The following is a 22,159-nucleotide window of genomic DNA, read 5'->3' on the forward strand; positions in this document are numbered from 1 at the left end:
ATTGCCAATGACGGCACTAGACGAACGCAGCGCCGACCTCGTCACCAGCCTCCCGAACGTGCCCGTCCTCACCGATCCGGACGTGATCGAAAGCTATCGACAAGACCGGGCCATGGATCCGGATGCGCCGCGTCCATTGGCCGTGGTGCGGGCCAGGGGCACCGAGGACGTGCAGGCGGTGCTGCGTTGGGCCAGCGCGGCCGGGGTTCCGGTGGTGCCGCGCGGGGCGGGTTCCGGGCTTTCGGGTGGCGCCACCGCCATTGACGGGGGCATCGTGCTGACCACGGAGTTGATGCGCGGCATCACCGTCGATCCGGTGATGCGAACCGCGGTGGTGCAGCCGGGACTGATGAACGCGGAGGTGAAGCGGGCGGTCGCGGAGTACGGCCTGTGGTATCCGCCGGACCCGTCGTCGTTCGAATTCTGCTCTATCGGCGGCAATGCCGCGACCAACGCCGGGGGGCTATGTTGCGTAAAGTATGGCGTGACAACCGATTACATCCTGGGCCTTGAGGTCGTCCTTGCCGATGGGACGGCGGTGCGGCTCGGTGGGCCCCGGCTCAAGGACTCGGCCGGGCTGTCACTCACCAAGCTCTTCGTCGGAAGCGAGGGGACGCTCGGCGTCATCACGGAACTCACCCTCCGGTTACTGCCGCCGCAGCCGCCCGCCAGCACAGTCGTGGCGTCGTTCTCGTCGGTGCACGACGCCGCGGAGGCGGTCTGCGCCGTCACTCGGGTGATGCGGCCGGCGATGCTCGAATTCATGGACCACGCCTCCATCTCCGCGGTGGAAAGCCACCTCAAGATGGGCCTGGACCTGCAGGCCCATGCGATGCTCATCGCCCAGTCGGACGCTACGGGCGAGCGCGACAAGGAGATCGCATTCATGGCGGAGGTGTTCGAGCGCCACCACGCCACCGACGTTTTCACCACCGACGACCCCAAGGAGGGCGAGGCCTTCACCGCGGCACGGCGGTTCGCCATCCCGGCCGTCGAGCGCCTCGGCCACCTGCTGCTGGAGGACGTCGGGGTGCCCCTGCCCGCGCTCCCGGCGCTCATCGAGGGCATCGAGGCGATCGCCGAGCGGCGCGCCATCGTGTGCGCGGTCATCGCGCACGCCGGTGACGGCAATACCCACCCGATGATCGTGCACGACCCCGCCGATGCCGACCAATCCCGGCGCGCGCACCTTGCCTTCGGTGAAATCATGGAACTGGCAATTGAACTCGGCGGGACCATCACCGGCGAGCATGGCGTCGGCAGGCTCAAGAAGGCCTGGCTGCCCGACCAGGTGGGTCCCGACGTGATGGACTTGAGCCGCCGCATCAAGCGCGCGCTGGATCCGCAGAACATCCTCAACCCCGGGGCGGTGCTGTGATGTTCCAGCCCGACTACACACCCATTGCCCATTCCCTCGGCTGGAGCGCCGCCGTCGCGGCGTTGCCGCTGCTCGTCGTGTTTGTGCTCCTCGGCGGGTTCAAGGTGCGCGCACCGGTCGCCGCGGCGGTCGGCGTCGTGACCGCCGCGCTGATCGCCGGGCTCGTCTACCACATGCCCGTCGGGCAGGTCGGGAACTCGGCGGCGCTCGGCTTCGCCTACGGCATGTTCCCGATCATGTGGTTGGTACTCAACGCGATCTGGGTCTACAACCTGACGGTGGCGACCGGATATCTCGGGGTGTTACGCCGTTCCATGGCGTCCGTCTCGCCCGACCGGCGGATTCAGGCCCTCATCGTCGCGTTCTGCTTCGGCGCGCTCATCGAGGGCCTGGCCGGTTTCGGAACCCCGGTGGCCATCACCTCGTTGATGCTGATCGCCCTGGGGTTCTCGCCGCTGAGGGCGGCGGCGTTGGCGCTGGTGGCCGACACCGCCACGGTCGCCTTCGGTGCGGTGGGGATCCCGATCATCACGCTTGGGGGCGTCACCGGTCTGCCCGTCGGTGAGCTCAGCGCGATGGTCGGCCGGCAGACACCGGTCCTTGCCTGCGTCGTGCCGTTCATCCTGATCTTCATGGTCGACCGGCGAAACGGCCTCAAGCAGACCTGGCCCGCGGCCGCGGTGGGTGGCATCACCTACGCCGTCGCCCAGTTCGTCCTGTCCAACTTCTCGGTCGAACTCACCGACATCGCCGCGTCCATCCTCAGCGCGGGCTCCATCGTGGCCCTGCTGCGGGTCTGGAAACCCAAGGTCCCGTTGCTCAGGACGGGCGACGAGGTAGAACCGCCGGAAGAGGTCACGGACGCCGGGCAGCCCAGGGATACGACGAAAGTGACTGAGCCGCCAGTGTCTTCGGGTCAGCCGCGAAGCGGCCGTGTCGAAGTCTTGTCGCCTACCACCGCGCCGGTGAGCGGGACGCGCGAGGACGTGGTCGACAAGCCGAGGAACGTCCTGGTGGCCTACGCGCCGTATCTGATCATCGTCGCGGTGTTCGCGCTCTCGGTGTGGCGACCGGTCGGCAACGCGCTCAAGCACGGCGGCACGAGCTTCCGGTGGCCCGGGCTGCACATCGCCAACGCCGCACACAAAGCCTCCGCGGTGACCGTCTTCAAGTTCGACTTCCTCTACAGCGCAGGCACATTGCTGTTCCTATGCGGGTTGCTCAGCATGCTGGTGCTGCGGGCCTCGGCGGGACAGGGCGTGCAGGCCTACGTACGTGCGGTGGTCCAGCTGCGCACCGCCACGTTGACCGTTGGCCTCGTGCTGGCGCTCGCCTACCTGATGAATCTGTCCGGCCAGACCACGACATTGGGCCTGTGGATCGCCGGGGCCGGAGGCCTGCTGGCCGTATTCTCACCGATCATCGGCTGGATCGGTGTGACGATCACCGGTTCCGACACCTCGGCGAACTCGCTGTTCGGCGCGCTGCAGGTCAGCGCCGCGAACGCGGCCGGCCTCAACCCGGTGCTGCTGGCGGCGGCGAACTCTTCGGGCGGGGTGATCGGCAAGATGCTCTCGCCCCAGAGCCTGGTCATCGCGACCGCCGCGGTGCAGATGAAGGGCAAAGAGGGTGACCTGTTCCGCAAGGTCTTCAAGTGGAGCATCCTCCTGCTGGCCCTGATGTGCCTGCTCGTGTACCTGCAGAGCACGTCGTGGCTTGGGTGGATGGTCGTTTGATGGTGGGCCACATCGTGCTGGCCCCGGACAAGTTCAAGGGCTCGCTGACGGCCCAGCAGGCCGTGTCGGCGATGGCGCAGGGTGTGCGGCGCGCTGACCCGACGGCGAGGGCGATCGCATGCCCCGTGGCCGACGGCGGGGAGGGAACGCTCGACGCCGTGGTGGCGGCGGGGTTCGACCGTATCCCCGCCCGCGTGGCGGGTCCCACGGGCGCGCCGGTCGACACGGCCTATGCCCGCATGGGGGCGCGCGCGATCGTCGAGATGGCCGACGTGTGCGGGCTGCAGCGGCTGCCCTCGGCGACCCCGGCGCCCATGACCGCCACCAGCTACGGCGTGGGAAGCGTTGTTGCACAGGCGCTCGACGACGGGTGCCGCGACATCGTAATCACCCTCGGCGGCAGCGCGAGCACCGACGGCGGCGCCGGCATGCTGATGGGACTGGGGGCGCGGGTGCTCGACGGCGATGGCAAGCCCGTCGGCCCCGGCGGTCAAGGGCTGGCCGACGCCGCCCACCTCGACCTGAGCGGGCTGCACCCGGCCGTCGGCGAATGCGCGTTCACGCTGGCCGCCGACGTTGACAGCCCGTTGTGCGGACCGCACGGTGCCGCAATCGTTTACGGGCCGCAGAAGGGCGCCGAGGGCGCCGAGGTGGCGGCGCTCGACCGCGCGCTGTGTCGGTGGGCGGACATCGTCGACACGGCGACTCGAACCGATTGCCGGCAAGCGCCCGGCGCCGGCGCCGCGGGCGGGGTGGGGTTCGCCGCGATCGCCGTGCTGGGCGCGCGCATGCGGCCGGGCATCGAGATGGTCCTGGACCTTGTCGGGCTGGACCGAAATCTGCTGGGCGCGAAAGTCGTCGTGACGGGCGAAGGTTCGCTCGACATCCAGTCCCTGCGCGGCAAGGCGCCCATCGGTGTGTCCCGGCGCGCCCACAAGCACGGCGTGCCCACCTTTGCCATCGCCGGTGTCTCGACACTCACCAGCACCCAGGCTCGCGCGGCTCGCTTCGCGGCGGTCCGCACCCTGCACGAGATCGAGCCCGATTTGACGCGCTGCACCACGCACGCCGCCGACCTGCTCAGCATCGTGACCGAACGGCTGATCCGTGAATCCACGCCGCACCAGGGAGGGAACACATGAGCGAGATCTATTACGACGAGCGGTACACCGTGCTGCACTGGTACGACTTCGTCTGCCCGTTCTCCTACATCGGGCAGTCGCGGACGCCGCTTCTCGTCGAGGCGGGTTTCAATGTCGTGGGGCTGCCGTTCCAGGCACACCCGGCCATGCCCCGCGGCGGCCTCCCGGTCCGGCCGGGTTACGGCACTAGGCACACCGCCCTCGAGCGCGAGGCCGAGGCCGCTGGCGTCGAATTGCGCTGGCCGCGGCGGATACCGCACAGCCGGCGCGCGTTGGCCGCCGCCGAATGGGTTCGGCGCAATCAGTTCGACGCGTTCGACGACGTCCGCCGCGGCCTGTTCGACGCCCACTTCGTTCGGGGGGAGGACATCGAAGATCCGGCGGTGATCGATCGGCATGCGGCGATGGCCGGGGTCGATGTCGGCCGGCTGCGCGCCGCGCTGGCCGACGGCAGCGCGGTGGCGGCGGTCGCGCAGGCAGAGTGGGTGGGCCGGCAGGCCGGCATCGACGGCACCCCGGCGTGGATGGTCGACGGCCGTCCGATCGTCGGTCTGCAGCCGGAGGAGGCTTTTCGGCGGCTCGCCCCGGCGACCGCCCGCGCATGTCGATGAAAAGCCGCTGTTCAGGGCGCGATTTGGTCGCCGCCGCCCAGGTTCGGTAACCTGGCATTTACCCAACGCGGGGTGGAGCAGCTCGGTAGCTCGCTGGGCTCATAACCCAGAGGTCGCAGGTTCGAATCCTGTCCCCGCTACCAGCGGAAATGACCCCAGAGGTGTGACCTCTGGGGTCATTTCCATGCCCGATGGCCACGCGTTTGGCCACATTAGTCAGGCTAGTTAGTTAACTGACCTGTGCTTTCGCGAACTGGATCCCACCCTTTTGCCGACGATAATCCTGCCCCCTTGTTCCGACGGCGTTTCGGTCATCGTTTGCTAAGGGCGCGTTTTACGCGGAAGCTCAGTGCTAGATGGCTGAAAGTCGGTTCGCTGGATGCCAGCATCGTGCTGGTCCCGGGTGACGTTCGACGGCGGTGTGCGGAGCGCAGTGGCCAGGTCATGTCGGCGTGGACCGCTCCGCCGTAGGCGGCGTCGTCGGTTATCAGCAGGGACGGCAAGACCGGGCTCATCGTGGCGGGTATTTTCGGGGCGGCGAGATCGGCGCTCAGAAGATCGCGAAGCACCTAGCCGACGAACTGGTGCACGACAGCGACGGTGTCACAGTCCGTGCCGGCGGCGTCGCGACGGTGTATTCGCAGGTCATCGATGGGGGTTGCGCCGATCACCGATCGGTGATGATGACCGGGCAGTGTGCCCCCGAGGAAAGCAGGGGCGCCCGATCAACTAGTCAGACGCGAACAACTAGGGCGATCTGGTTCCGGCGGTCGGACTATGACTCGGTGCGATCGCGGCGCCGCTCTCTGGCCAGAGCCGCCGCGTTGTCAGGGCAGCCGGCCCGGAAGCAGCGCGGATCGCTCTGGCCGCTAAGGATTTCGGCACCGTTTGCCAGCGTGTAGCGGTACTCGATTTGCTCGGGATGGTTGCCGCCAGAGTACGTGCCCGTGGGCACCTGTCGCTGGTTGAGTTGCATGCCCCTGATGGTATGCGCCGGAGCGACCACATATCGCCTATGGGTGAACGGGCTGCTCGCGAGCCTCAGGCAAGCATGTTCCGACTGGGGTTGTCGATCTTGGTCGCGACGCATTGTTGTTGGGCGGCAAGCAGAATCGAGCAAGCGGTCAGAAACACTGGTTTTTCGCAGTCGGCGGGGTTGATGGGCAGGTTGGCGGCCTGGCGCAGCAACATCAGGGCGAGCGCGCTGTGAGTCGCGTACGGGACAATCAAGAGGTTGGCGCTGCCGTCGTCGCCGCTGACGGTCATCAGGTGCTGGGGTTTGTATCGCCAGCCCAGCCAGTTCAAGTCGGGTGGTCGTCGTAGCGGTGGCCAGTTGACGTTGATGGATGTGATGTGTCCGAGCAAGGGCATCAGGACGGCGACAAGGTGGGGTAATTCGTTGGCGATGCGGTCTGCGCGGGGCCACCAAGCGCCGTCGATGTCGTGGCCTAGCGTGCGGGCCACGCACAGCCGTACGGGATCAGCCCGAGGCGGGCCTACGACCGGATGGATCATCGGAGGTTGGCTAAGTTCCCTTGGCGACCACTTGATCGGCAGTAGCGCGCATCCGACCCGACAATCGAAGCAGATCGTGCTCGCCGACCCCGTTGGGCACGGTGTAGGCGAGCTGCCGTAACTCGACGGCGTAGTTGCGCAACTCCCGGCGGAGCTGCGCCTCAACGGCGGGCGTGAAGTCTGCAAGTTGTGCGGGAGTGATTTTGTATCTGTGGTCGAGCATTGCTGCACCCTCGGGATCTAGCACCCGGGTGCGATGAGGGCGCGATGGTTGTTCCGACCAGTTTGTCTTCGGCGGCAGCACAGAACGCGGACCCAAGTCATCATCGCTACCTTGACCGGTGTACTCACTGTACCCCTTTGTTCCATGTCGAATCGGTCATCTCGGGCTGGCGGTGCCCGCCACAGCTGCCCGGTCGGGGCATAGCTGTCGGGGTGGGCGGCATTCGACGATGCCGGCGCACTTGACATCAATTCGCCTCAAGTTTGAGCTTGCAGTCGGAGGGTTATCCCTGCGTCGCTGAGCACTCCCCGGCGTGGTCGATGTCGGTGCCACATCAGCGTCGATGCTGTCGATCCGGCCGAACATGTGCGCAGACAGAAATTGGTGATGGTCGGCGAGATGCCGAATTGAGCGCTCGGCCCAACTCATTTGGCTGTTGCTTTACCTGGATAGGCGGGGTAGACCTAAGGGTACGGATCCACGGCAGACCAAGGTCGGACCGAAAGAGAAGATTCCTCCTCTCGGCTGTGGCGCCCGGCACGAGCACCAGGCATCCACGCAAAGCAATACCCATCAACTGGGTACAGTGCGGTGGGCTTGCGTCAGGTAGGAAAATGTCTCCTGACGCCGAGGCCACATTTCACCGCGCCATCATCCGCGATTGGTAACCAGGTGGTCCGTGCTTCGGACGGCGCTCCTTTTATCAGGAGCGCCGTCCGACCCGTGTATGCCGAACTTCCCGGTGGCGCAACGCATTACCGGTTGCTGGAAACGGTGCGCCAGTACGCGCTGGAAAAACTTTGGGAGTCCGGCGAGGCCGACACCGCGCACACCCTCACCGCGACCACTATGTGTTGCTCGTTCGGCTTCAAAGTGCGTCGCAGCATGCTCTGGGGAGCGAACAACCTCTTGGCCGTCTCGGACACCACCACAGTCAGCCATTCCATCCTCGCGGTTTCGCCCGTTGCGCCACTCTGATTCCGGACCAGACGCGCGTAGGGTGAAAGTCATCTGCGGTATTTTGTGCGCGACCGGTCGGGGTCGTGCCGTCGCCGATTTCGAATAATTGGCCGGTTGGTGGTCAAGAGGGATCGTCGCAATGACGATGGAACAGGCCCGCAAGAGCTGCAGGCAGCACGACACACCGCGCGTCCGCACACCGCGATTGCGATTGAAGCCCCAGGAGTCTCCCAGCGGGCACGTGGATGGGGCGTGGTGGCCGCGTAGCGATGACCTCACCGTGGAGCTGCCGGATCTGATCGCGGTGTTGTCGTTTCGACTCGACGAAATTGACCGGGTGACGTACAACGTCAACGAATGGATAGAAGCCCCAGCCCAATTCACCGCCGGCGGGCGACCCGTCCGACTCGACGGATGCCACGGCCCGCCGTCCAACACGCTCGGAGTTCTGGACGCCGACCGCAACAAGATCGTCTTGTTGGTCGTCCCGTGGTACACCGCCCCCGACTACGCATACGCGATCGTGATGTCCGCCGCAGCACCAAACGACGCCTCTAGTGTTGACACCCTACTCATGATCAGCGAGCAGGACCGGGAAAGCCGCACAAGAGCAACCGCCACGCAGCGCCACTGGGAATCACAAGGCCGATCCCAACGCTCAGCGAGTCGGAATCGACATCGCCCTCAAACGATTTCCCGCGACTTCCCGGTCTAGCCGCAGGTTCACTGCACCGCATCACACGTTAGGGACAAAGTACAATGACAAGTGACGAACCAACATTCAAAGCCTTCAGCAGTTTTGGTTTTGACGACCTGCCTCTCGAAGCAGTGATTTCACAACGGATGCTTCGGCGACTCGAGGACATCGACAATGCTACGAACGCTGGCCCCACCAGCCCGGCTGCGCGCGCAGCCCTGGCATCTAGCGTCGTCGCACATGCGGTGGTCGAACTCGAGACCCGGCTGATCGAGCTGCAAAGACAACTGGCCTTGAAAGAATGCTGAACCCTCCGATTATCGAGATCGATTGTCCGACCCGGGCACGGGTTTCCGTGGGGGAGGGGGTGGCGCGCTGATGGTTATCCGCTTGTCTGCGGCAGATGCGTTGTCGCTGCACACCCAGACTTCAACGACGCCGGCGCACACCGTCGCGCTGATCATCATGGAGGCTTCCGATCAGCTCAGCCACGACCGGCTACACCGGCTGGTGGCGTCGTCGCTACCGGCTTTGGCGCGCTTCCGCAGCCGGCTGGTAGGCAAGCCACTCGGTATGGGCCAGCCCGTGTGGGCCGAGATCGACGACTACGACCCAGCTCCCCAGATCCATGGCGCAACTGTTCACAATCCCGGCGGCCGGAGCGAGTTCGCCGACCTGATCGGGCAGCTGGCCGCCGAACCACTGGATCGCCCTCTGTGGGAAGCGTGGAGCATCGACGGTCTGGCAGGCGGCCAGTGGGCATTGGCGGTGAAGATGTCACCTGCAGTGAGCGGCGCGGCCGGCGGATCAGCGTTGGTGTGGCCGCGGCTCCTGACTACCCGTGCGCACGACCCCGCCGATACCATGCCGACCGAGCAGAGCCTGGGCACGCCCTCCCTCGGCGAGGTTGTCACCGACACAATGACCGAGGTCCTCGAGAACAATGTCACCGGAGCTTGGCTTCTCGCCGAGGCCGTGACTGATGGCCTCCGGGTCGCCCGCAGTCGGCTGCGCGGCGCGCGCGAACACAAACCCATCGCGCCAGCTGCGTCGTCGATGAGCGGTCCAGTGCCGCACACCGTGTTCGACGCGCCCCTGACCGAGCGGCGGGCGGTCGCCTTCGCCTCGATCCCGCTGGCCGACCTGCAGACCGTCAACAACGCGTTCGGGGGCAGCATCACCAACGTTCTCCTGGCTGTCTGCACACTGTCCCTGCGCGCCTGGCTGCAGCGGCACGACACCGTGCCTGACGCGCCGCTCCTAATGCAGATGCCGCTCGCGCCGCCAGACGCCGATCCCACCGCGATCGGCAATCCGTTGACAGTCGGGCGAATTCGCCTCCCGGTGCAGCTCGACGACCCCGTGCTGGTCCTCACCAACCTGCACACCGCCACCGAGAGGTTGAACACCGTCTGCGAGTGCGCCATCGAGAAGGGCTATGGGACAGTTGATTTCGTGACAATCGCGTCGGTGATGCCGCCGACCGTAGCCCGCGCGGCATCGCAGCTCTACACCCGACTGGGCCTGGCACCGATCTGTCACGGCAGTGTCTCGTACCTCGCCGGCAAGCCCGTGCCGGCGTACTGCGCGGGGGCTATGGTCGTCGGTTTGCACACCGTGGCGCCGCTACAAGCTGGTTGCGGGTTGACCATTGCGCTGACGTCGCGCGGCGACGTGCTCGATCTGAGTGTGTGCGTGTGCCCCGACAACGTGCCCGTAGTCGACGACATCGCGACCGGTATCGCAGAGTCGGTCGACATCCTGGTGGCGGCCGCGCGGGAGTCCCCTCGCGGTCATGGCCGTTCAGTTGTCACGAAGATCACGTCACACGCCACCAAGCGGTCGCACGGCCGGCGCTATTAGCCGCGTTGCACCCCTTGCGCGCCGGTCAAGAGTAGGTCCTCGACCGTCGAGGCGTCGTCGGGGGCCGCCGCAGCCATCATGGTGTGATGTGCGTCGTCTGTGTCGGTGGAAGCGGGTACCACCAGCAGGATGATCTTGCTTCTGTTGCGTCCGGTGACTTCGATGATGTTGACCGGCTGCCGGTTGTATCCCGCGAGTCGTAGCACGCCTCGCTCGGTTGGCAGTTTCCTCGGGGCCGTCACCCATTCGGCGAGGTTGTATATCACACGATCGATCGGACCAAGTCGCACCGAGAGCACCGCGAGCAGATCTGGGAGCTCAGTCGGAAGGTCATCGCTGCGCGGCCACCATGCCCCATCGACATACCCAGTCGTGGGTGCCTTGGGCTTCAAACGCAGGCGCGGTGTGTGCTCGGGCGGGGTCTGTTTCCAACCAGCGCCGGTTCTGCCCTTTTCTAGCGTCATTCGACGCTCCTGTCCTCGGCCGCGAACCGGCCAAATTATTCGAATCGGCGATGACACAATCTCAAACGGTCGTATACGACGTACCGCCGATGCCTCTGATCGTACTCGCGCTGCGGGTCTGTTAGCGACCCACCTGCTGAGCGAGCGCGGCGGGGATCTGATCCAGACGACTCCGTTGACCGCATCACACAATAGCGACTGATCGTCTTTAGGCAGCTGCCACTGGTCAACATGGAGGTGAACAGCCCCAACGCCACACACCCGGCCTTTGCGGGCTCCAGTCGGGAGCAGCTGGGTTATTCGTACATGAAACATGTTCTGGCCCAGTCGAATACAGATCCTACGCGCCGCGCGTGCTACGCTAGGCGGGGATGCCTGTCGGCATCCGTTCAAAATGAGAGAAGTTGAAGGTATGACACAGGGAACTGTGAAATGGTTTAACGGCGAAAAAGGCTTCGGTTTTATCGCTCCGGACGGCGGCGCAGCAGATGTGTTCGTCCACTACACAGAAATACAGGGAAGCGGCTACAGATCGCTCGAGGACAACCAGCGAGTTGAGTTCAATATCGAGCAGGGGACTAAGGGTCCGCAGGCAGTCGGAGTAACTGCCGTCTAGTGCGAGCTCTACCCCGTGTGGGCTGGTGGGTGTTTGCCGCCAGCCCACAACGCGCTGAGGGGTTCCCGGCTTACTCCCGGCAGGCATACGATCAAGGCGTCGGGACCGCCAAGGCCCGGTATCCGGGGATTGAATTGCCGATAAATCTCCCCCGAAAGCGACAAGAAACATAAGCGGGTAGTTCAAACGCGCCATAGTTGAGCTCGCATCATCGAGACCTGAAGTGCTTCACATTCGGAAGCAGTTGGTGCACAGGGTCTTTGACCCGAATTGGTCCCGTCCGGGACGCGACGTGTCTCGGGTCGGCGGTATGTCGCGCGCGACCATCTGAGATCGCGTCGTCGCCGACTCGCTTGATATTGACCGGTTCGCGGCCAAGACGGGAATGTCGCTATGACACGACGCGAAGGACGCGCGGTTTGCGGTGGCCACCACACGGGACCAGAGAACATGTCGCGGCTGCGTATGAAGCCCAAGGCACGGACGGCCGGGCATGTCGACGGGTCACGGGGGCCGCGCAGCGATGACCTGTCGAGTGAACTGCCTGATCTACTGGCGATGCTGGGGGGGCGACTGGACTCCGTTGGGCGACTGATGTACGACCTTGCTGCAGGGCCGAAGGCGCCGGCACGACTCGCAACCGGTGGACGATCAGTTCGACTCGAGGGGTTCACCTGCCGGCCAGCCAATACCCTCGAAGTGCTCGGGGTCGACCGGAAAAAAGAGTCCTTCTGCTGTTGGTGGCTCCGAGCACCGATCCAGACATTGCACACGAGGCGATTCCGACAGCGGCGCCGCCAGACAACGCGTCCACAGTCGGCGGCGTGCCCGGGATCAGCGCGGGGGGCCAAGAACCGCCGGGCGCGTGATACCGACCGGCATTTCACCAACGTGTCCGGAGGTTTCGGGCATGACAGTCAAGGTGACACTTCCCGGCGAGGGAAAAGACAAGTACTTGCGGTTCGGTGACGTGTACGTCAAGCACAACGACGGCAGGCTCGACGTCTTCCGGGTCGGCGCCAAGCCGGCGTACAGCTATGCCTGCGGTGAGTGGACCGACGTAGAAGGCGACCAGATGAGGGTCAAGAGGCGCGGTTTGTGGGGTGACCAACGCCGCCAGTCGTTCGGCGAGACGTCTTTCCTGAGGCTCGCGTGTAGATTGGTTGGTAAGCCGTTCGTGTTGGGCACTGCCACCGTAGACATTTTTGTGTGTAGATGAGCAGCTCACGAATCGATCGCCCTTCGCTCGACAGACCAACGTTTGAGCCGAAACCGAACCAATTTAAGGACCCCGCCCATGAAATCATCGGATTTGTTTTCACATCGCTACGAGCCCGAAGTCGCGTCCGACACCGATCGCGATTCGGAACCGGTGCAACTTCCTACTTTCTCCGACCGCCCCAAGAGCGATTCCGCGGTTACGACACCACGTTCGTGAATGGATTGACCGGGACGCGGCGCCGCGTTCGACCCACCAGACTCACTCCCGCACAGCAGTTTGGGGGCCGATACCGACGGCACGCGGTGACCCGACACTGGTGTCACGGACGTGAATCGCCGGACCGCATCGTCCCCGATGTTGGCTATTCGTGCGGTGCACTGGCGCGCGTGGGACGCTGGTGCTGCCGTAAGGATTCGGCCATGCTGCAATCGGTTTCGTGACAGCGCTACTGAGCGAGTTGCTGGCCGCGATCGACACCTGATCGTCAGGCGACAGGAGGGACAGATGAGGCGAGAGGTCGCCGCTGAACTCGAGGTCGAGATCGCCGAGGCGACGACCTTGGAGTTCCAGATCGCCGTTGCACCGCATCCCAACACTGAGGTATCCGAGTTGTTGTCCTTTGTCTTGGACGGAAAGCCTCTGCAGCCGTTGGAGATCAGCGGTGTGCACGGTAACCGCATCCACAAGCTGGACGTTCCGGTGGGTAACCTCAAGGTCGACTACGCCGCGACGATCGTGGGACAGACCGATCCGGCACCGGTGACCGAGTACGACCTATCGATGTACCTTCGTCCGAGCCGCTACGCCGAGTCCGACAAGTTCTTTGGTTTCGCCGCAACCGAATTCGGGAATTACCTCGATTCGACGACTCTGTTGGAGAGGGTTTCGCTTTGGGTCGGCAGCCGTCTGAACTATGTACCAGGCTCGAGTGACCCTATCGATGGAGCGGTGGATACCTTGCTCTCCGGTGCCGGTGTATGTCGAGACTTCGTGCATCTGGTGGTGGCGCTGTTACGGGCCGTCAAGGTGCCTGCTCGTGCCGTTTCGGTGTATGCGCCAGGCTTGTACCCGATGGACTTTCATGCGGTAGCCGAGGCGTTCGTCGAGGGGCGCTGGCGAGTGGTCGACGGCACGCTGTTGGCGCCGAGGCAAACCCTGGTGCGCATCGCCACCGGACGCGATGCCGCCGACATCGCCTTCCTCGACAACCACAACGGCGCGATCACACTGGACAAACTGGTGGTGACGGCCGTCGTTGACGGCGACCTGCCCAGGGACTCGATCGACCAGCTGGTGTCAATCAGCTGAAGCCGGCCCCGGCCAACGAGTTGACGTGAGCACCAAAGTGGCTCTTCCGGAAATGGGGTGCAGGTAGGGGTGGCGGATATCCGCTGTTGGTTGCCGTGTCGGTGAGCTGAGACGGGCCCCGGCCGACAGATGATGCAGGTTCCTACGCCTTTGCCGTCTGCCTTCCGGGGAGCCCTGTGTCTGACCCTACGTCGTTGCCTGCCGCTGTTGTTGCCGACACGATCGTGCGCACTGTTGAACTCGGTGTGACGATCACCAACGCCGCTGTCGATGGTGTGACCACGGTGGTGTTCTGCGATCTGCTTGACGACGGCCGACGTGAGTGTCCGGGGTGCGGCATCGCGGGGGTCTACCGCGACACCGTAATCCGCCGAGTCACCGATGTGCCCGTAGTCGGGCATCCGCTGCGGCTGCACGTTCGAGTCCCGCGCTACCGGTGCGTGCCCTCCGGTTGCGAGCGAGAAGTATTCGCCCATAACACCGATCGATTGGCTCGCCGCGGCTGGTCTACCACCCGGCGTTGTGCCCGCTACATCTGTCGCCGGCTGATGATCGACCGGGCCACCGTCGCCGCTGTCGCGCGGGAGCTGGGCCTGTCGTGGGACACCGTCAACACCATCGCCATCGACGCCGCCGCGGGGATCGTGGCTACCGACAGCACCCGCCTGGAACAGGTGAAGGTCATCGGGGTCGATGAACACCGCTGGTCGCACACCCGCCGCAGCGGTGACGATGGCTACGTCACCGTGATCGTTGACTTGACACCGGTCTTGGAGGGCACCGGCCGCGCCCGACTGCTCGACCTGGTCCCCGGACGCTCAGCAGCAGCGTTGAGGACCTGGCTGGCAGCTCAGACCGCAACGTTTCGTGACCAGGTCAAGGTCGTGGCCATGGACGGCTTCGGTGGCTACAAGACCGCGGCCACCGAGCAATTGTCCAAGGCCATACCGGTGATGGACCCGTTCCACGTCGTGGCACTAGCGGGCCTGAAGTTGGATCTGTGCCGCCAGCGCATCCAGCAGCAGACCTGCGGACATCGCGGTCGCGCCGGGGATCGGCTCTACGGCGTCCGGCGCGCACTTCGCACCCGGTTGCCCCTCCTGACAGCCCGCCAAAAGCTCAGGCTGGAAACCGTTTTCGCCGACGAGGACCACCTCCCTGTCGAGATCTGCTGGGGCTTCTACCAACGGCTCATCGCCGCCTACGCCCACCCCGACCGGCGGCGCGGCAAGACCATGATGACCGCGATCATCACCACGCTGCGCCGCGGCGTGCCCACCGTCCTAGAGGAACTGGCTCAGCTCGGTCGCACCCTGTGGCGCCGCCGCGCCGACGTGCTGGCCTACTTCGACCACCACGCCTCCAACGGCCCCACCGAAGCCATCAACGGCCGCCTTGAAGCACGACGCCGCAACGCCCTGGGATTTAGAAAACCTCACCCACTACCGACTGCCCTCACTACTGCACTGCGGCAACCTCGCCCAACGAATCGACGCACTCTAATTCCGGAAGAGCCACCAAAGTCCGACCCACAGCCATGCTCAAGCAAATATCCGCGGCCGGCCCCGACGATCGATCCTGCTGAAATGGGCCGGGTGGATCGGCAATCTTGGCTCGTCCTTGCGTGAGCGAGCTAGGACGCCTAGGGGAAAGTCGTTGTGCGTCAGCGCTTCTTGTCGTGGAGCAGGGCTTCGGTGGAGGAGACCCGAGCCGCCGCCTTAGCATGTTTGGCGGCGCGCCTCTCTTTCAGGGATTTTCCGGACTTCTTGGACATCGTTTGCCGCGGAGATTTGTCAGACATGGCCGCCCCTTGATCATGGGGGCCTTTGTGGTCCCGGATGCCCTGACCTTACGCCCGAACACACGACGCGACGGGATCGGATGACCCGATTCAGTTCACGAGGGCCAGCGCGTGGGCACGCCGCAGCTTCCCCGACGGGGTTTTCGGGATCATCCCGGGCTGAAGCACCACCACGTTGCGGGGGCGGACATCGACCTCCGCGAACACCTCGTGCGCCGCCTGACGCTCGATGCGGCGCACCTGCGCTGGGTCGTCGTATTCCTTGGATTCCACCGCCACCGCGAACGTCTCCCGCGAGTGCCCGGCGTCGAGTCGCACCGCCACCGAACAGCCCGGCCGGACCCCCGATACACGGCAGGCGGCGCGTTCAATGTCGGTCGGGTAGATGTTGCGACCCGCCATGATGATCACGTCCTTGAGCCGCCCGCACACCACGACATTGCCGTCCTCGGTGAGATAGCCCAGGTCGCCGGTGTCGTACCAGCCCCGCTCGTCCTGCGCCGAGACGAAGCCGGCCACCGTGATGTAACCCTTGGTCACCGGTTCACCGCGTACCTCGATGACGCCGATGCCGCGTGGCGGCAGCACGCTCCCTTCCTCGTCCATGACACGCACCTCCAGCCCATCCAGCGGCCGGCCCAGGGAGACCAGCCGCCGGGTATGTCCCCTGCTCGCAGGGACGGCGCGGTGCAGGATAGCCAGCAGGTCGGCGTCCACCTCGTCGACGAGCATGCCGCCGCCGCACGCGGAGAACGACACCGCCACCGTGGTCTCGGCCATGCCGTAGGCGGGAATGACCGCTGCGGGTTTCAGCCCGAACGGCGCCCCGGCGTCGCAGAGATCCTCGACGTCCAGCGGGTCAACCTGTTCGGCGCCCGAGAGCGCCCACCGCAGCGAGGACAGGTCGAAATCCCCGGGCGTGGCCTGTCTGCGCAACCGCTTGGCGAGCAGGTTGTAGGCGAAGTTCGGTGCGGCCGTCATCGTTCCCTTATATTTGTCAATCAGCCTGGCCCACAACAACGTATCGCGCAGGAAGTCCATCGGCGTGACCTTCACCAGCTCGGCGCCGACGTACATCGGCACCGTCAGGTAGCCCGTCATGCCCATGTCGTGAAAGCACGGCAGCCAGCTCACGATCACGTCGGTATCGAGGTCGAAGTTGCAGCCGGCCATCATGGCTTCCGCGTTGGCGACGATGTTGGCGTGGGTGATCTGAACGGCCTTGGGCGATCCCGTCGAACCCGACGTCAGCTGCATCAGCGCCACGTCGTCGTCGCACGTGTCGACGGGACCGACCGGGGCGTTCGCAAGCAGCGTCTCGACGGTAAGCACGGTCATACCAATGCCCGACAGCACCGGCGCGGCGGCCATGAACGGCTCGGAGACGACAACGGCTTTCGCCGACATCATGTTGATGACGCCGGTTGTCTCGTCGGCCCAGCGCGCCAGGTCGGTGCGGGGAGTGGGCTGATGCAACATGGTGACGCTGGCCCCGCGCATCCAGATGGCTTGCGCGGTGGGCGCGATCTCGACCGGCGCGCCGGCCAGCACAGCGACGGCGTCACCGTGTCCGATGCCCGCCGCCGCCAGCCCACCCGCCACCCGGCGAGCCCGCTGGTGCACCTCGGCCCAGGTATGCCGGACGGGCGCGTGCGGTTCCCCGGTGACCATCCCCTTCGGGCTCGACCGGGCGTTTTCGTACATCGTCTCGGTAAATCGGCTCATGGCAATCCTTCGGCTTATCCGAAATACGACTTTCGCTGACATTGTGTGAGTAACCGGCGCGCGTTTGCGGGCGCGCAGGCAAATTGGGGAGCCGCTGGGGTTCGGCCGTGGTGCGGCACTGTGTGGGGTCAACTATGACTGCGGAAGTGCGTACAACCCTTCGTATACATCCCAGATGGTCCGTCGCTCCGGTCGAAGCGGCATGCCGTGCAGGTCAGATGGCCTGACTGTACAGACCCGATGCGCGGCGAGCAGCCGAGCACGCGGAACTCCGCACAAATCGTGACAATCGCCGCTGAACCTGATGCCGCAAAGGAATGATGATCGGCGCGCTGACGAAATGACACGGCTCGCATCATCACAGCCCAGGAGGCCTTGATGCGACACGGTATTGAGAAGCTACCGCTCTAGCCACTCACCTTCGCTGTTCGCATCATTGAACTGGACTTGACCTCAGGGGGCCGACGGTGGTGTGGACGGACCGATGTTGTGAGCACGAATGTCCTGGAGTAAGTGAACCAAAATGGCTCAGTTCACCAGCTCTCATCCTCCGGCCCGTCGGCTTCAACCTCGCGGCATTGAGCCGCTAGCGCAAGGTGAGCTTGGAAGATCGGGTATTCGCCGCGCTCACCGACAGGGGTGTTGCGCCAGTGCAATTCGTCGGAAAGATCCCACTCTCAACGGCTTTCAACGCTGCAACGACCTCGGTGTTTAGTCCCGACTCCGGCGGTAACTGGTCGGCGGTGATCACACCGGCCTCGATTGCGTCCAGGTAGGCGACGAACCACAGGCTCAGTTGCAGCGACGGATTCCAATATGACCGCGGTTTAACACGGCGCTGCTGGACAAGCTGCGTTCGGCGTCGGCGTGGTCGTCGCAGCGGGCTGGCGGTGGTGCGCACGATGACTGAGAACTGCGGCGCGTAGCAGGGGTACCATGAATACACCGGTCAAGGTAGCGATGATGACTTGGGTCCGCGTTTTGTGCTGCCGTCGAAACAAACTGGTCGGAACAACCATCGCGCCCTCATCGCACCCGGGTGCTAGATCCCGACGGTGCAGCAAATGCTCGACCACACATCCAAAATCACTCCTACAGAACTTGCAGACTTCATGCCCGCCGTTGAGGCGCAGCTCCGCCAGGATTTGCGCACCTACGCCGTCGAATTATGGCAACTTGCCTACACCGTGCCCAACGGGGTGGGCGAGCACGATTTTCTTCGATTGTCGGGTCGGATGCGCGCTACTGCCGATCACGTGGAACGTCAGCGGAGCTGTTGATGAGGGCTGATCACGTCATGAGGGGCAGTCGCCTCGGAGCCGTGAGCTACGAGACCGCTCGCAACCATGACCTGGCGCCGCGTCAGATCGCGCGGTATCGCACCGAGAACGGCGACGAGTTCGACATGCCCTTTGCCGCCGACGCCGAGGTCCCCGGCACCTGGCTGTGCCGCAACGGCATGGAGGGCACCCTGATCGAGGGTGGTGACCTGGCCGAACCCAAGAAGGTTAAGGTGCCGCGCACACACTGGGACATGCTGCGGGAACGCCGCTCGATCGAGGAACTCGAGGAACTGCTCAAGGAACGCCTCGAGATCGTCAGGTCACGCCGCTGCGGCAGCTAGCTTGCTACGAAAGGTAGGCACTGGAAATGACCGACAAGGGATTACTAGCCATGGACCTGGTGTGCCCCGAGGGACACGTCGCCGGCCAACTAATCCGGAACTTTGAGCACCAGGCCAACGAGATCCAGGTGCCCGACAGGGCGCGCGAGGAATGGCCGCGGGGTGGTGAGATCGTATACACACTCCTGTTTTGCCACCGCTGCGATCGCCGCGTGTATGGATCGACGCAAGCGATCCAGGAGAGGGCCACTTGGCTGTATGGGAGTAAGTCCGAGTCGCAGCGCAGATACTCGCTGCGCTACATCTAGGACGGCCTAACGGGTGATGCCCTCGCTTCCCGGTGTCGAGTTCGTCGGCTGCGATTAAAGCCTCTGCGGCAAGCTCATGCAGTGCGGCACCGTCAAGATCGACCCCGTCTCCGAGCCGCGAGCGTTCATCCAGCAGCGCATCGGCCACGCCTAGCGACGGCAGCGGCCCACCCCACCCCCGAGCCGCACCGCGAAGAGCCGCCCCTGTGTTTCAGAAATTCGTTGATTCAATTCGGCCCGCGTTGGGTGGCGCATAGTTGGTTCAGCGGTGAGACACACCCCGCTCCTGGTAGAACTCGCCGGGAGAGTCCGCCTCACAGAGAGGGACCCATTTTGCTGGACGACCAAGGCATCGCCGACAAGACGGTCGTCGTGTTCGCAGGTGACAATGGTGCCGAGGAGTGCCTGCCTTGGCGCCGCACCTCGGGGTTTTTGACGGGGTCGTATTTCACCGGGATGGATGGCTCGCTGCGCACACCATGCCTGGTCCGCTGGCCCGGACACGTTCCTGTTCGGCGGGTCAGCAATGAGATTGTGCACATCACCTACATGCTCACCACCTTGCTCGCCTGGGCCAGGCTGGCAGGCCCCGGGTGACCGCGTTATCGACGGGGTGGACCAGCGGGTCGTTCTCTTCAGATGAGCAAGAGCGGTCCAACCGGGACGGGTTCCTGTTCTGGAACGGCGACCAGCTCTACGGCCTCAAATGGCAAAACCTCAAAATGAGCCTCGTCGAACAACGCAACTTCTTCGGAAACCCGCACCGCCGTATGCCAACCCCGTGTCACCAACCTGCTCGTCGACCCCAAGGAACGCGAACCCGTCGAATACCCCCAGGTGCGGCCCAGATGCCCCACCGGAACTGCCTGGGCATTCATCGTGTTTCGGGCAGTGGGTCCAATGTGGTCAGTCGTCGCGATCAGCAGACGGCTCTCGCCTGTACCGCAGCGCGTTTGTGTTTCTCGCACTCCGTGCGATGAGTCGCTGCTGCATCGAGGTGAGCCTCTTCATCACCGATCTGATCGATGACGGCCTGCTCGTGCATGGCAGCAGTCTCCTCATGTATTCGAGCGGCTTCCTCGTGGCGTTCGGCGTCTGCCAGATGGGCGCGCCGCGCGCGATAATGGGCCTCCTTCTCACGTTGCCGCGCCAAGGCGACATCGTTTTCAGTGGGTGGCTTCGCGTCGTCTTGTAACTCGGCTATTCGACGCGCGAGTTCATCGGCCCGTCTAGCCGCCCAGACGCCGCGGGGCACATCGGGTTCGTCATCCGCCTGCGCGGGGTCAAGGTCTTGCATCATCTGATTCTGGACTTCTTGACGTCGCCGTGTAAGCCATCCCGTCGATTCCCGATGATCGCCCCGCAGTGCCGCCGCGCGGGATGTTCGCCGCCCGACCGTGTCACCCCCGGGGTACCTCCGCTTGGCGACGGGGCGCTGGCTTCCTTCCAAGGGCAACGGCGAAGTCTTCAACACGTGGTGGGTGCGAATGGCTGAAGGACGTTCTAGAGGCGGTGGCCTCGCTGCGCCAGTGACTTGGGCCGGATTCCGTCGCTTCGGCGGAAGACTGTCTGTAGCGTCACCTTCCATACGACGAGGAACCAGGGGACCTGGGTGAGTAGTACCTCAAGTCGCAGTGTTAAGGTGGGTCGTGGTCGCTGAGGACCGCGTGGACATCCCCAATGAGCTTGATCGCCGGGCTGCTGCGCTCGATGAACGCGAGAAGGCTCTCGTGCGGCGTAAGGCTGAGCTCGCACAACGCGAGTCGCTCGCTGCCGAGAGAGATCGGATCGCTGATAAGCGGGACCAAATCGCAAACGATCGCGAGCAGTTGGCAGACGAACGAGAGCTGCGCGCGGACCAACGCGAGGGCCCGACCGCGGAGTGTAAACGCGAGCGACTGCAACGCGTGGACGATTCGGCGGAGCGCAAGAGAGCCGAAGCCTTGCGAGAGCAGGCAGAGGTCGAGCGTGCGATGGCCGAAACCGAACGACGTCGCGACGACGACTAACTAACCCTCGCCCGCGCGGCGGAACGAGCGACGTGGTCGAATCGCGACCCAACTGCCGAGCGGGTACGCATCAGCCCGCGTACGAGTGACGACGCAGGCGTCATCGTGTCTATTGCGGTAGTGCTGTTTGCAGCGCAGGCACTTGAGGTTCGACAGGGGCGGCACGAGTGGACACCAGGGCGACACGCCGAGGATGGCTCAGCGAATTTTCGGCGGGGTTGGCCGAGGTCAGCGAACCTCAGGCGTTAGGGTGCGGCTGGGGTGCGTGCCGGTCGGCGCGGCTCAAAAATAACCGCTGAGCTGCGAAAACACCGGTGCCCCCGGCAGGATTCGAATCTGCTGGCCGGATTAGACCGTCTGTAGCGCACATGAAAACCCCGGCGCGGCCCTCCTGCGCGCGGATCACAGCGTAGATTTCATCCGCTCCGCATCCGCCGCGCCGCTCGTATCGCGTGTTCTGAACCCCAAAGGTTGGTCCAGTTCGTCTGGCTTGACCAGCATGAACGTCTGGCTTCCGACATCGCTTCAGCTTCACACCCGGAAGGTCCTTTCAACTGCGGGCGGTAGGGCGCCATACAAGTCGGTCTAGCACTGTTACGTCGCGCAACACGCCTACGCATATCCGCAGGAAACGAAGCACCCGCGTAACGACACCGAATGACAGAAAGCGCAGTTCAAGAACCATTTCCCCAGGTTTGGCACAGGGTTCGAATCCCCCTAGCCCCGCCAGGGAAATACGGTTTCAGGGCCCTGATGTCCGAGCGTTTGACGACGCTGCCTAACCCGCGCACCAGCAGCCGGTCGGGTCCCCCGCGGGCCTGGCCGGTTCGCTCTGGCTACGAACCTTGCGCCCCATGGGCCGGTGCCGACGGTCACGTAATTCCCCAGGGGCTGCCGTCACGTAATTCCTCGTGTTGGGGCCCTGCTCGGCTGAGGGTAGCGGGTGGTGTGACGGCT

Annotated in this window: 22 protein-coding genes, 1 tRNA gene and 3 pseudogenes; 19 read left to right on the forward strand and 7 right to left on the reverse strand. The window is 64.5% G+C overall.

The window, feature by feature from the left end; all coding sequences use genetic code 11:
* Positions 1-7: 7 nt before the first annotated feature.
* From SKC42_RS21175 to SKC42_RS21200, 6 genes and pseudogenes are all read left to right on the forward strand, one after another.
* Positions 8-1,378, forward strand: coding sequence for an FAD-binding oxidoreductase (locus tag SKC42_RS21175; protein WP_330966228.1), 1,371 nt, complete (start codon positions 8-10; stop codon positions 1,376-1,378).
* The gene (locus SKC42_RS21180; protein ID WP_330966229.1) at positions 1,378-3,114 is read left to right on the forward strand and encodes an L-lactate permease; all 1,737 of its coding nucleotides are present in this window, start codon (positions 1,378-1,380) and stop codon (positions 3,112-3,114) included. Before SKC42_RS21175 ends, SKC42_RS21180 begins: the two co-directional genes overlap by 1 nt.
* Complete coding sequence (locus tag SKC42_RS21185) at positions 3,114-4,256, forward strand: glycerate kinase (RefSeq protein WP_330966230.1); 1,143 nt, start codon at positions 3,114-3,116, stop codon at positions 4,254-4,256. Before SKC42_RS21180 ends, SKC42_RS21185 begins: the two co-directional genes overlap by 1 nt.
* Complete coding sequence (locus tag SKC42_RS21190) at positions 4,253-4,867, forward strand: DsbA family oxidoreductase (protein WP_330966231.1); 615 nt, start codon at positions 4,253-4,255, stop codon at positions 4,865-4,867. The genes SKC42_RS21185 and SKC42_RS21190 overlap by 4 nt, the downstream gene beginning before the upstream one ends.
* A 66-nt stretch (positions 4,868-4,933) precedes the next feature.
* Positions 4,934-5,010 (forward strand) — tRNA-Met (locus tag SKC42_RS21195).
* Between the two features lie 298 nt (positions 5,011-5,308).
* Positions 5,309-5,514 (forward strand): annotated as a pseudogene (locus SKC42_RS21200) (hypothetical protein); the annotation flags it as partial.
* 128 nt (positions 5,515-5,642) lie between these two features.
* Here the strand turns inward: SKC42_RS21200 and SKC42_RS21205 are convergent.
* From SKC42_RS21205 to SKC42_RS21215, 3 genes are all read right to left on the reverse strand, one after another.
* On the reverse strand, positions 5,643-5,843 hold the full coding sequence (locus tag SKC42_RS21205) for a hypothetical protein (protein WP_330966255.1): 201 nt from the start codon (positions 5,841-5,843) through the stop codon (positions 5,643-5,645).
* A 65-nt stretch (positions 5,844-5,908) separates the two neighbouring features.
* A complete protein-coding gene (locus tag SKC42_RS21210) occupies positions 5,909-6,382 on the reverse strand; it encodes a DUF5994 family protein (protein WP_330966232.1) in 474 nt (157 codons plus the stop codon).
* A gap of 10 nt (positions 6,383-6,392) precedes the next feature.
* Positions 6,393-6,605: a hypothetical protein gene (locus SKC42_RS21215; protein WP_330966256.1), complete on the reverse strand. Its 213-nt coding sequence runs from the start codon at positions 6,603-6,605 to the stop codon at positions 6,393-6,395.
* Between the two features lie 723 nt (positions 6,606-7,328).
* Here SKC42_RS21215 and SKC42_RS27815 point away from each other — a divergent pair.
* The 4 genes and pseudogenes from SKC42_RS27815 to SKC42_RS21235 all read left to right on the forward strand — a co-directional run.
* Positions 7,329-7,465 (forward strand): annotated as a pseudogene (locus SKC42_RS27815) (hypothetical protein); the annotation flags it as partial.
* Between the two features lie 245 nt (positions 7,466-7,710).
* Entirely contained in the window at positions 7,711-8,280 is a 570-nt protein-coding gene (locus SKC42_RS21225) for a DUF5994 family protein (RefSeq protein ID WP_330966234.1), read from the forward strand.
* Between the two features lie 44 nt (positions 8,281-8,324).
* The gene (locus SKC42_RS21230) at positions 8,325-8,570 is read left to right on the forward strand and encodes a hypothetical protein (RefSeq protein WP_330966235.1); all 246 of its coding nucleotides are present in this window, start codon (positions 8,325-8,327) and stop codon (positions 8,568-8,570) included.
* An 82-nt stretch (positions 8,571-8,652) separates the two neighbouring features.
* Complete coding sequence (locus tag SKC42_RS21235) at positions 8,653-10,125, forward strand: wax ester/triacylglycerol synthase domain-containing protein (RefSeq protein ID WP_330966236.1); 1,473 nt, start codon at positions 8,653-8,655, stop codon at positions 10,123-10,125.
* Here SKC42_RS21235 and SKC42_RS21240 read toward each other — a convergent pair.
* Positions 10,122-10,589, reverse strand: coding sequence for a DUF5994 family protein (locus SKC42_RS21240; RefSeq protein ID WP_330966237.1), 468 nt, complete (start codon positions 10,587-10,589; stop codon positions 10,122-10,124). The two genes, SKC42_RS21235 and SKC42_RS21240, sit on opposite strands and share 4 nt — an antisense overlap.
* Positions 10,590-11,001: 412 nt before the next feature.
* Here SKC42_RS21240 and SKC42_RS21245 point away from each other — a divergent pair, with 412 nt between their 5' ends.
* The 5 genes and pseudogenes from SKC42_RS21245 to SKC42_RS21265 all read left to right on the forward strand — a co-directional run bounded on the left by SKC42_RS21245 (position 11,002) and on the right by SKC42_RS21265 (position 15,238).
* On the forward strand, positions 11,002-11,205 hold the full coding sequence (locus SKC42_RS21245) for a cold-shock protein (protein ID WP_075509363.1): 204 nt from the start codon (positions 11,002-11,004) through the stop codon (positions 11,203-11,205).
* Between the two features lie 465 nt (positions 11,206-11,670).
* Entirely contained in the window at positions 11,671-12,174 is a 504-nt protein-coding gene (locus SKC42_RS21250; protein ID WP_330966238.1) for a DUF5994 family protein, read from the forward strand.
* Complete coding sequence (locus SKC42_RS27820; RefSeq protein WP_442932212.1) at positions 12,116-12,424, forward strand: hypothetical protein; 309 nt, start codon at positions 12,116-12,118, stop codon at positions 12,422-12,424. Before SKC42_RS21250 ends, SKC42_RS27820 begins: the two co-directional genes overlap by 59 nt.
* Before the next feature lie 507 nt (positions 12,425-12,931).
* Positions 12,932-13,735, forward strand: a complete 804-nt coding sequence (locus tag SKC42_RS21260; RefSeq protein ID WP_330966239.1) for a transglutaminase-like domain-containing protein — start codon at positions 12,932-12,934, stop codon at positions 13,733-13,735.
* Between the two features lie 194 nt (positions 13,736-13,929).
* Positions 13,930-15,238, forward strand: a pseudogene (locus SKC42_RS21265) (ISL3 family transposase).
* A gap of 160 nt (positions 15,239-15,398) precedes the next feature.
* Here SKC42_RS21265 and SKC42_RS21275 read toward each other — a convergent pair.
* The gene (locus tag SKC42_RS21275; protein WP_330966240.1) at positions 15,399-15,536 is read right to left on the reverse strand and encodes a hypothetical protein; all 138 of its coding nucleotides are present in this window, start codon (positions 15,534-15,536) and stop codon (positions 15,399-15,401) included.
* A 90-nt stretch (positions 15,537-15,626) separates the two neighbouring features.
* Positions 15,627-17,261, reverse strand: coding sequence for a fatty acyl-AMP ligase (locus tag SKC42_RS21280; protein ID WP_330966241.1), 1,635 nt, complete (start codon positions 17,259-17,261; stop codon positions 15,627-15,629).
* Between the two features lie 1,064 nt (positions 17,262-18,325).
* Here SKC42_RS21280 and SKC42_RS21285 point away from each other — a divergent pair.
* From SKC42_RS21285 to SKC42_RS21295, 3 genes are all read left to right on the forward strand, one after another.
* Complete coding sequence (locus tag SKC42_RS21285) at positions 18,326-18,541, forward strand: hypothetical protein (RefSeq protein WP_330966242.1); 216 nt, start codon at positions 18,326-18,328, stop codon at positions 18,539-18,541.
* Positions 18,541-18,885 carry an RNA polymerase-binding protein RbpA gene (locus SKC42_RS21290; RefSeq protein WP_330966243.1) on the forward strand — a complete coding sequence of 115 codons (345 nt, stop codon included), beginning with the start codon at positions 18,541-18,543 and terminating at the stop codon, positions 18,883-18,885. Before SKC42_RS21285 ends, SKC42_RS21290 begins: the two co-directional genes overlap by 1 nt.
* A gap of 641 nt (positions 18,886-19,526) precedes the next feature.
* Complete coding sequence (locus SKC42_RS21295; RefSeq protein ID WP_330966244.1) at positions 19,527-19,790, forward strand: sulfatase-like hydrolase/transferase; 264 nt, start codon at positions 19,527-19,529, stop codon at positions 19,788-19,790.
* 322 nt (positions 19,791-20,112) lie between these two features.
* Here SKC42_RS21295 and SKC42_RS21300 read toward each other — a convergent pair whose 3' ends face one another.
* Positions 20,113-20,490: a hypothetical protein gene (locus tag SKC42_RS21300; RefSeq protein ID WP_330966245.1), complete on the reverse strand. Its 378-nt coding sequence runs from the start codon at positions 20,488-20,490 to the stop codon at positions 20,113-20,115.
* A 352-nt stretch (positions 20,491-20,842) separates the two neighbouring features.
* Between SKC42_RS21300 and SKC42_RS21305 the strand changes: the two genes are divergently transcribed.
* On the forward strand, positions 20,843-21,202 hold the full coding sequence (locus tag SKC42_RS21305; protein WP_330966246.1) for a hypothetical protein: 360 nt from the start codon (positions 20,843-20,845) through the stop codon (positions 21,200-21,202).
* Positions 21,203-22,159: the final 957 nt, after the last annotated feature.

The organism is Mycobacterium sp. 050134, from assembly GCF_036409085.1.
In the GTDB taxonomy this organism is placed as follows: domain Bacteria; phylum Actinomycetota; class Actinomycetes; order Mycobacteriales; family Mycobacteriaceae; genus Mycobacterium.

Coding starts and splice junctions, on each gene's coding strand:
- SKC42_RS21285 (WP_330966242.1), top strand. CDS start 18,326: ATGCTCGACCACACATCCAAAATCACTCCTACAGAACTTGCAGACTTC.
- SKC42_RS21260 (WP_330966239.1), top strand. CDS start 12,932: ATGAGGCGAGAGGTCGCCGCTGAACTCGAGGTCGAGATCGCCGAGGCG.
- SKC42_RS21210 (WP_330966232.1), bottom strand. CDS start 6,382: ATGATCCATCCGGTCGTAGGCCCGCCTCGGGCTGATCCCGTACGGCTG.
- SKC42_RS21240 (WP_330966237.1), bottom strand. CDS start 10,589: ATGACGCTAGAAAAGGGCAGAACCGGCGCTGGTTGGAAACAGACCCCG.
- SKC42_RS21180 (WP_330966229.1), top strand. CDS start 1,378: ATGTTCCAGCCCGACTACACACCCATTGCCCATTCCCTCGGCTGGAGC.
- SKC42_RS21185 (WP_330966230.1), top strand. CDS start 3,114: ATGGTGGGCCACATCGTGCTGGCCCCGGACAAGTTCAAGGGCTCGCTG.
- SKC42_RS21275 (WP_330966240.1), bottom strand. CDS start 15,536: ATGTCTGACAAATCTCCGCGGCAAACGATGTCCAAGAAGTCCGGAAAA.
- SKC42_RS21190 (WP_330966231.1), top strand. CDS start 4,253: ATGAGCGAGATCTATTACGACGAGCGGTACACCGTGCTGCACTGGTAC.
- SKC42_RS21205 (WP_330966255.1), bottom strand. CDS start 5,843: ATGCAACTCAACCAGCGACAGGTGCCCACGGGCACGTACTCTGGCGGC.
- SKC42_RS21300 (WP_330966245.1), bottom strand. CDS start 20,490: ATGCAAGACCTTGACCCCGCGCAGGCGGATGACGAACCCGATGTGCCC.
- SKC42_RS27820 (WP_442932212.1), top strand. CDS start 12,116: ATGACAGTCAAGGTGACACTTCCCGGCGAGGGAAAAGACAAGTACTTG.
- SKC42_RS21225 (WP_330966234.1), top strand. CDS start 7,711: ATGGAACAGGCCCGCAAGAGCTGCAGGCAGCACGACACACCGCGCGTC.
- SKC42_RS21230 (WP_330966235.1), top strand. CDS start 8,325: ATGACAAGTGACGAACCAACATTCAAAGCCTTCAGCAGTTTTGGTTTT.
- SKC42_RS21280 (WP_330966241.1), bottom strand. CDS start 17,261: ATGAGCCGATTTACCGAGACGATGTACGAAAACGCCCGGTCGAGCCCG.
- SKC42_RS21175 (WP_330966228.1), top strand. CDS start 8: ATGACGGCACTAGACGAACGCAGCGCCGACCTCGTCACCAGCCTCCCG.
- SKC42_RS21290 (WP_330966243.1), top strand. CDS start 18,541: ATGAGGGCTGATCACGTCATGAGGGGCAGTCGCCTCGGAGCCGTGAGC.
- SKC42_RS21250 (WP_330966238.1), top strand. CDS start 11,671: ATGAAGCCCAAGGCACGGACGGCCGGGCATGTCGACGGGTCACGGGGG.
- SKC42_RS21215 (WP_330966256.1), bottom strand. CDS start 6,605: ATGCTCGACCACAGATACAAAATCACTCCCGCACAACTTGCAGACTTC.
- SKC42_RS21245 (WP_075509363.1), top strand. CDS start 11,002: ATGACACAGGGAACTGTGAAATGGTTTAACGGCGAAAAAGGCTTCGGT.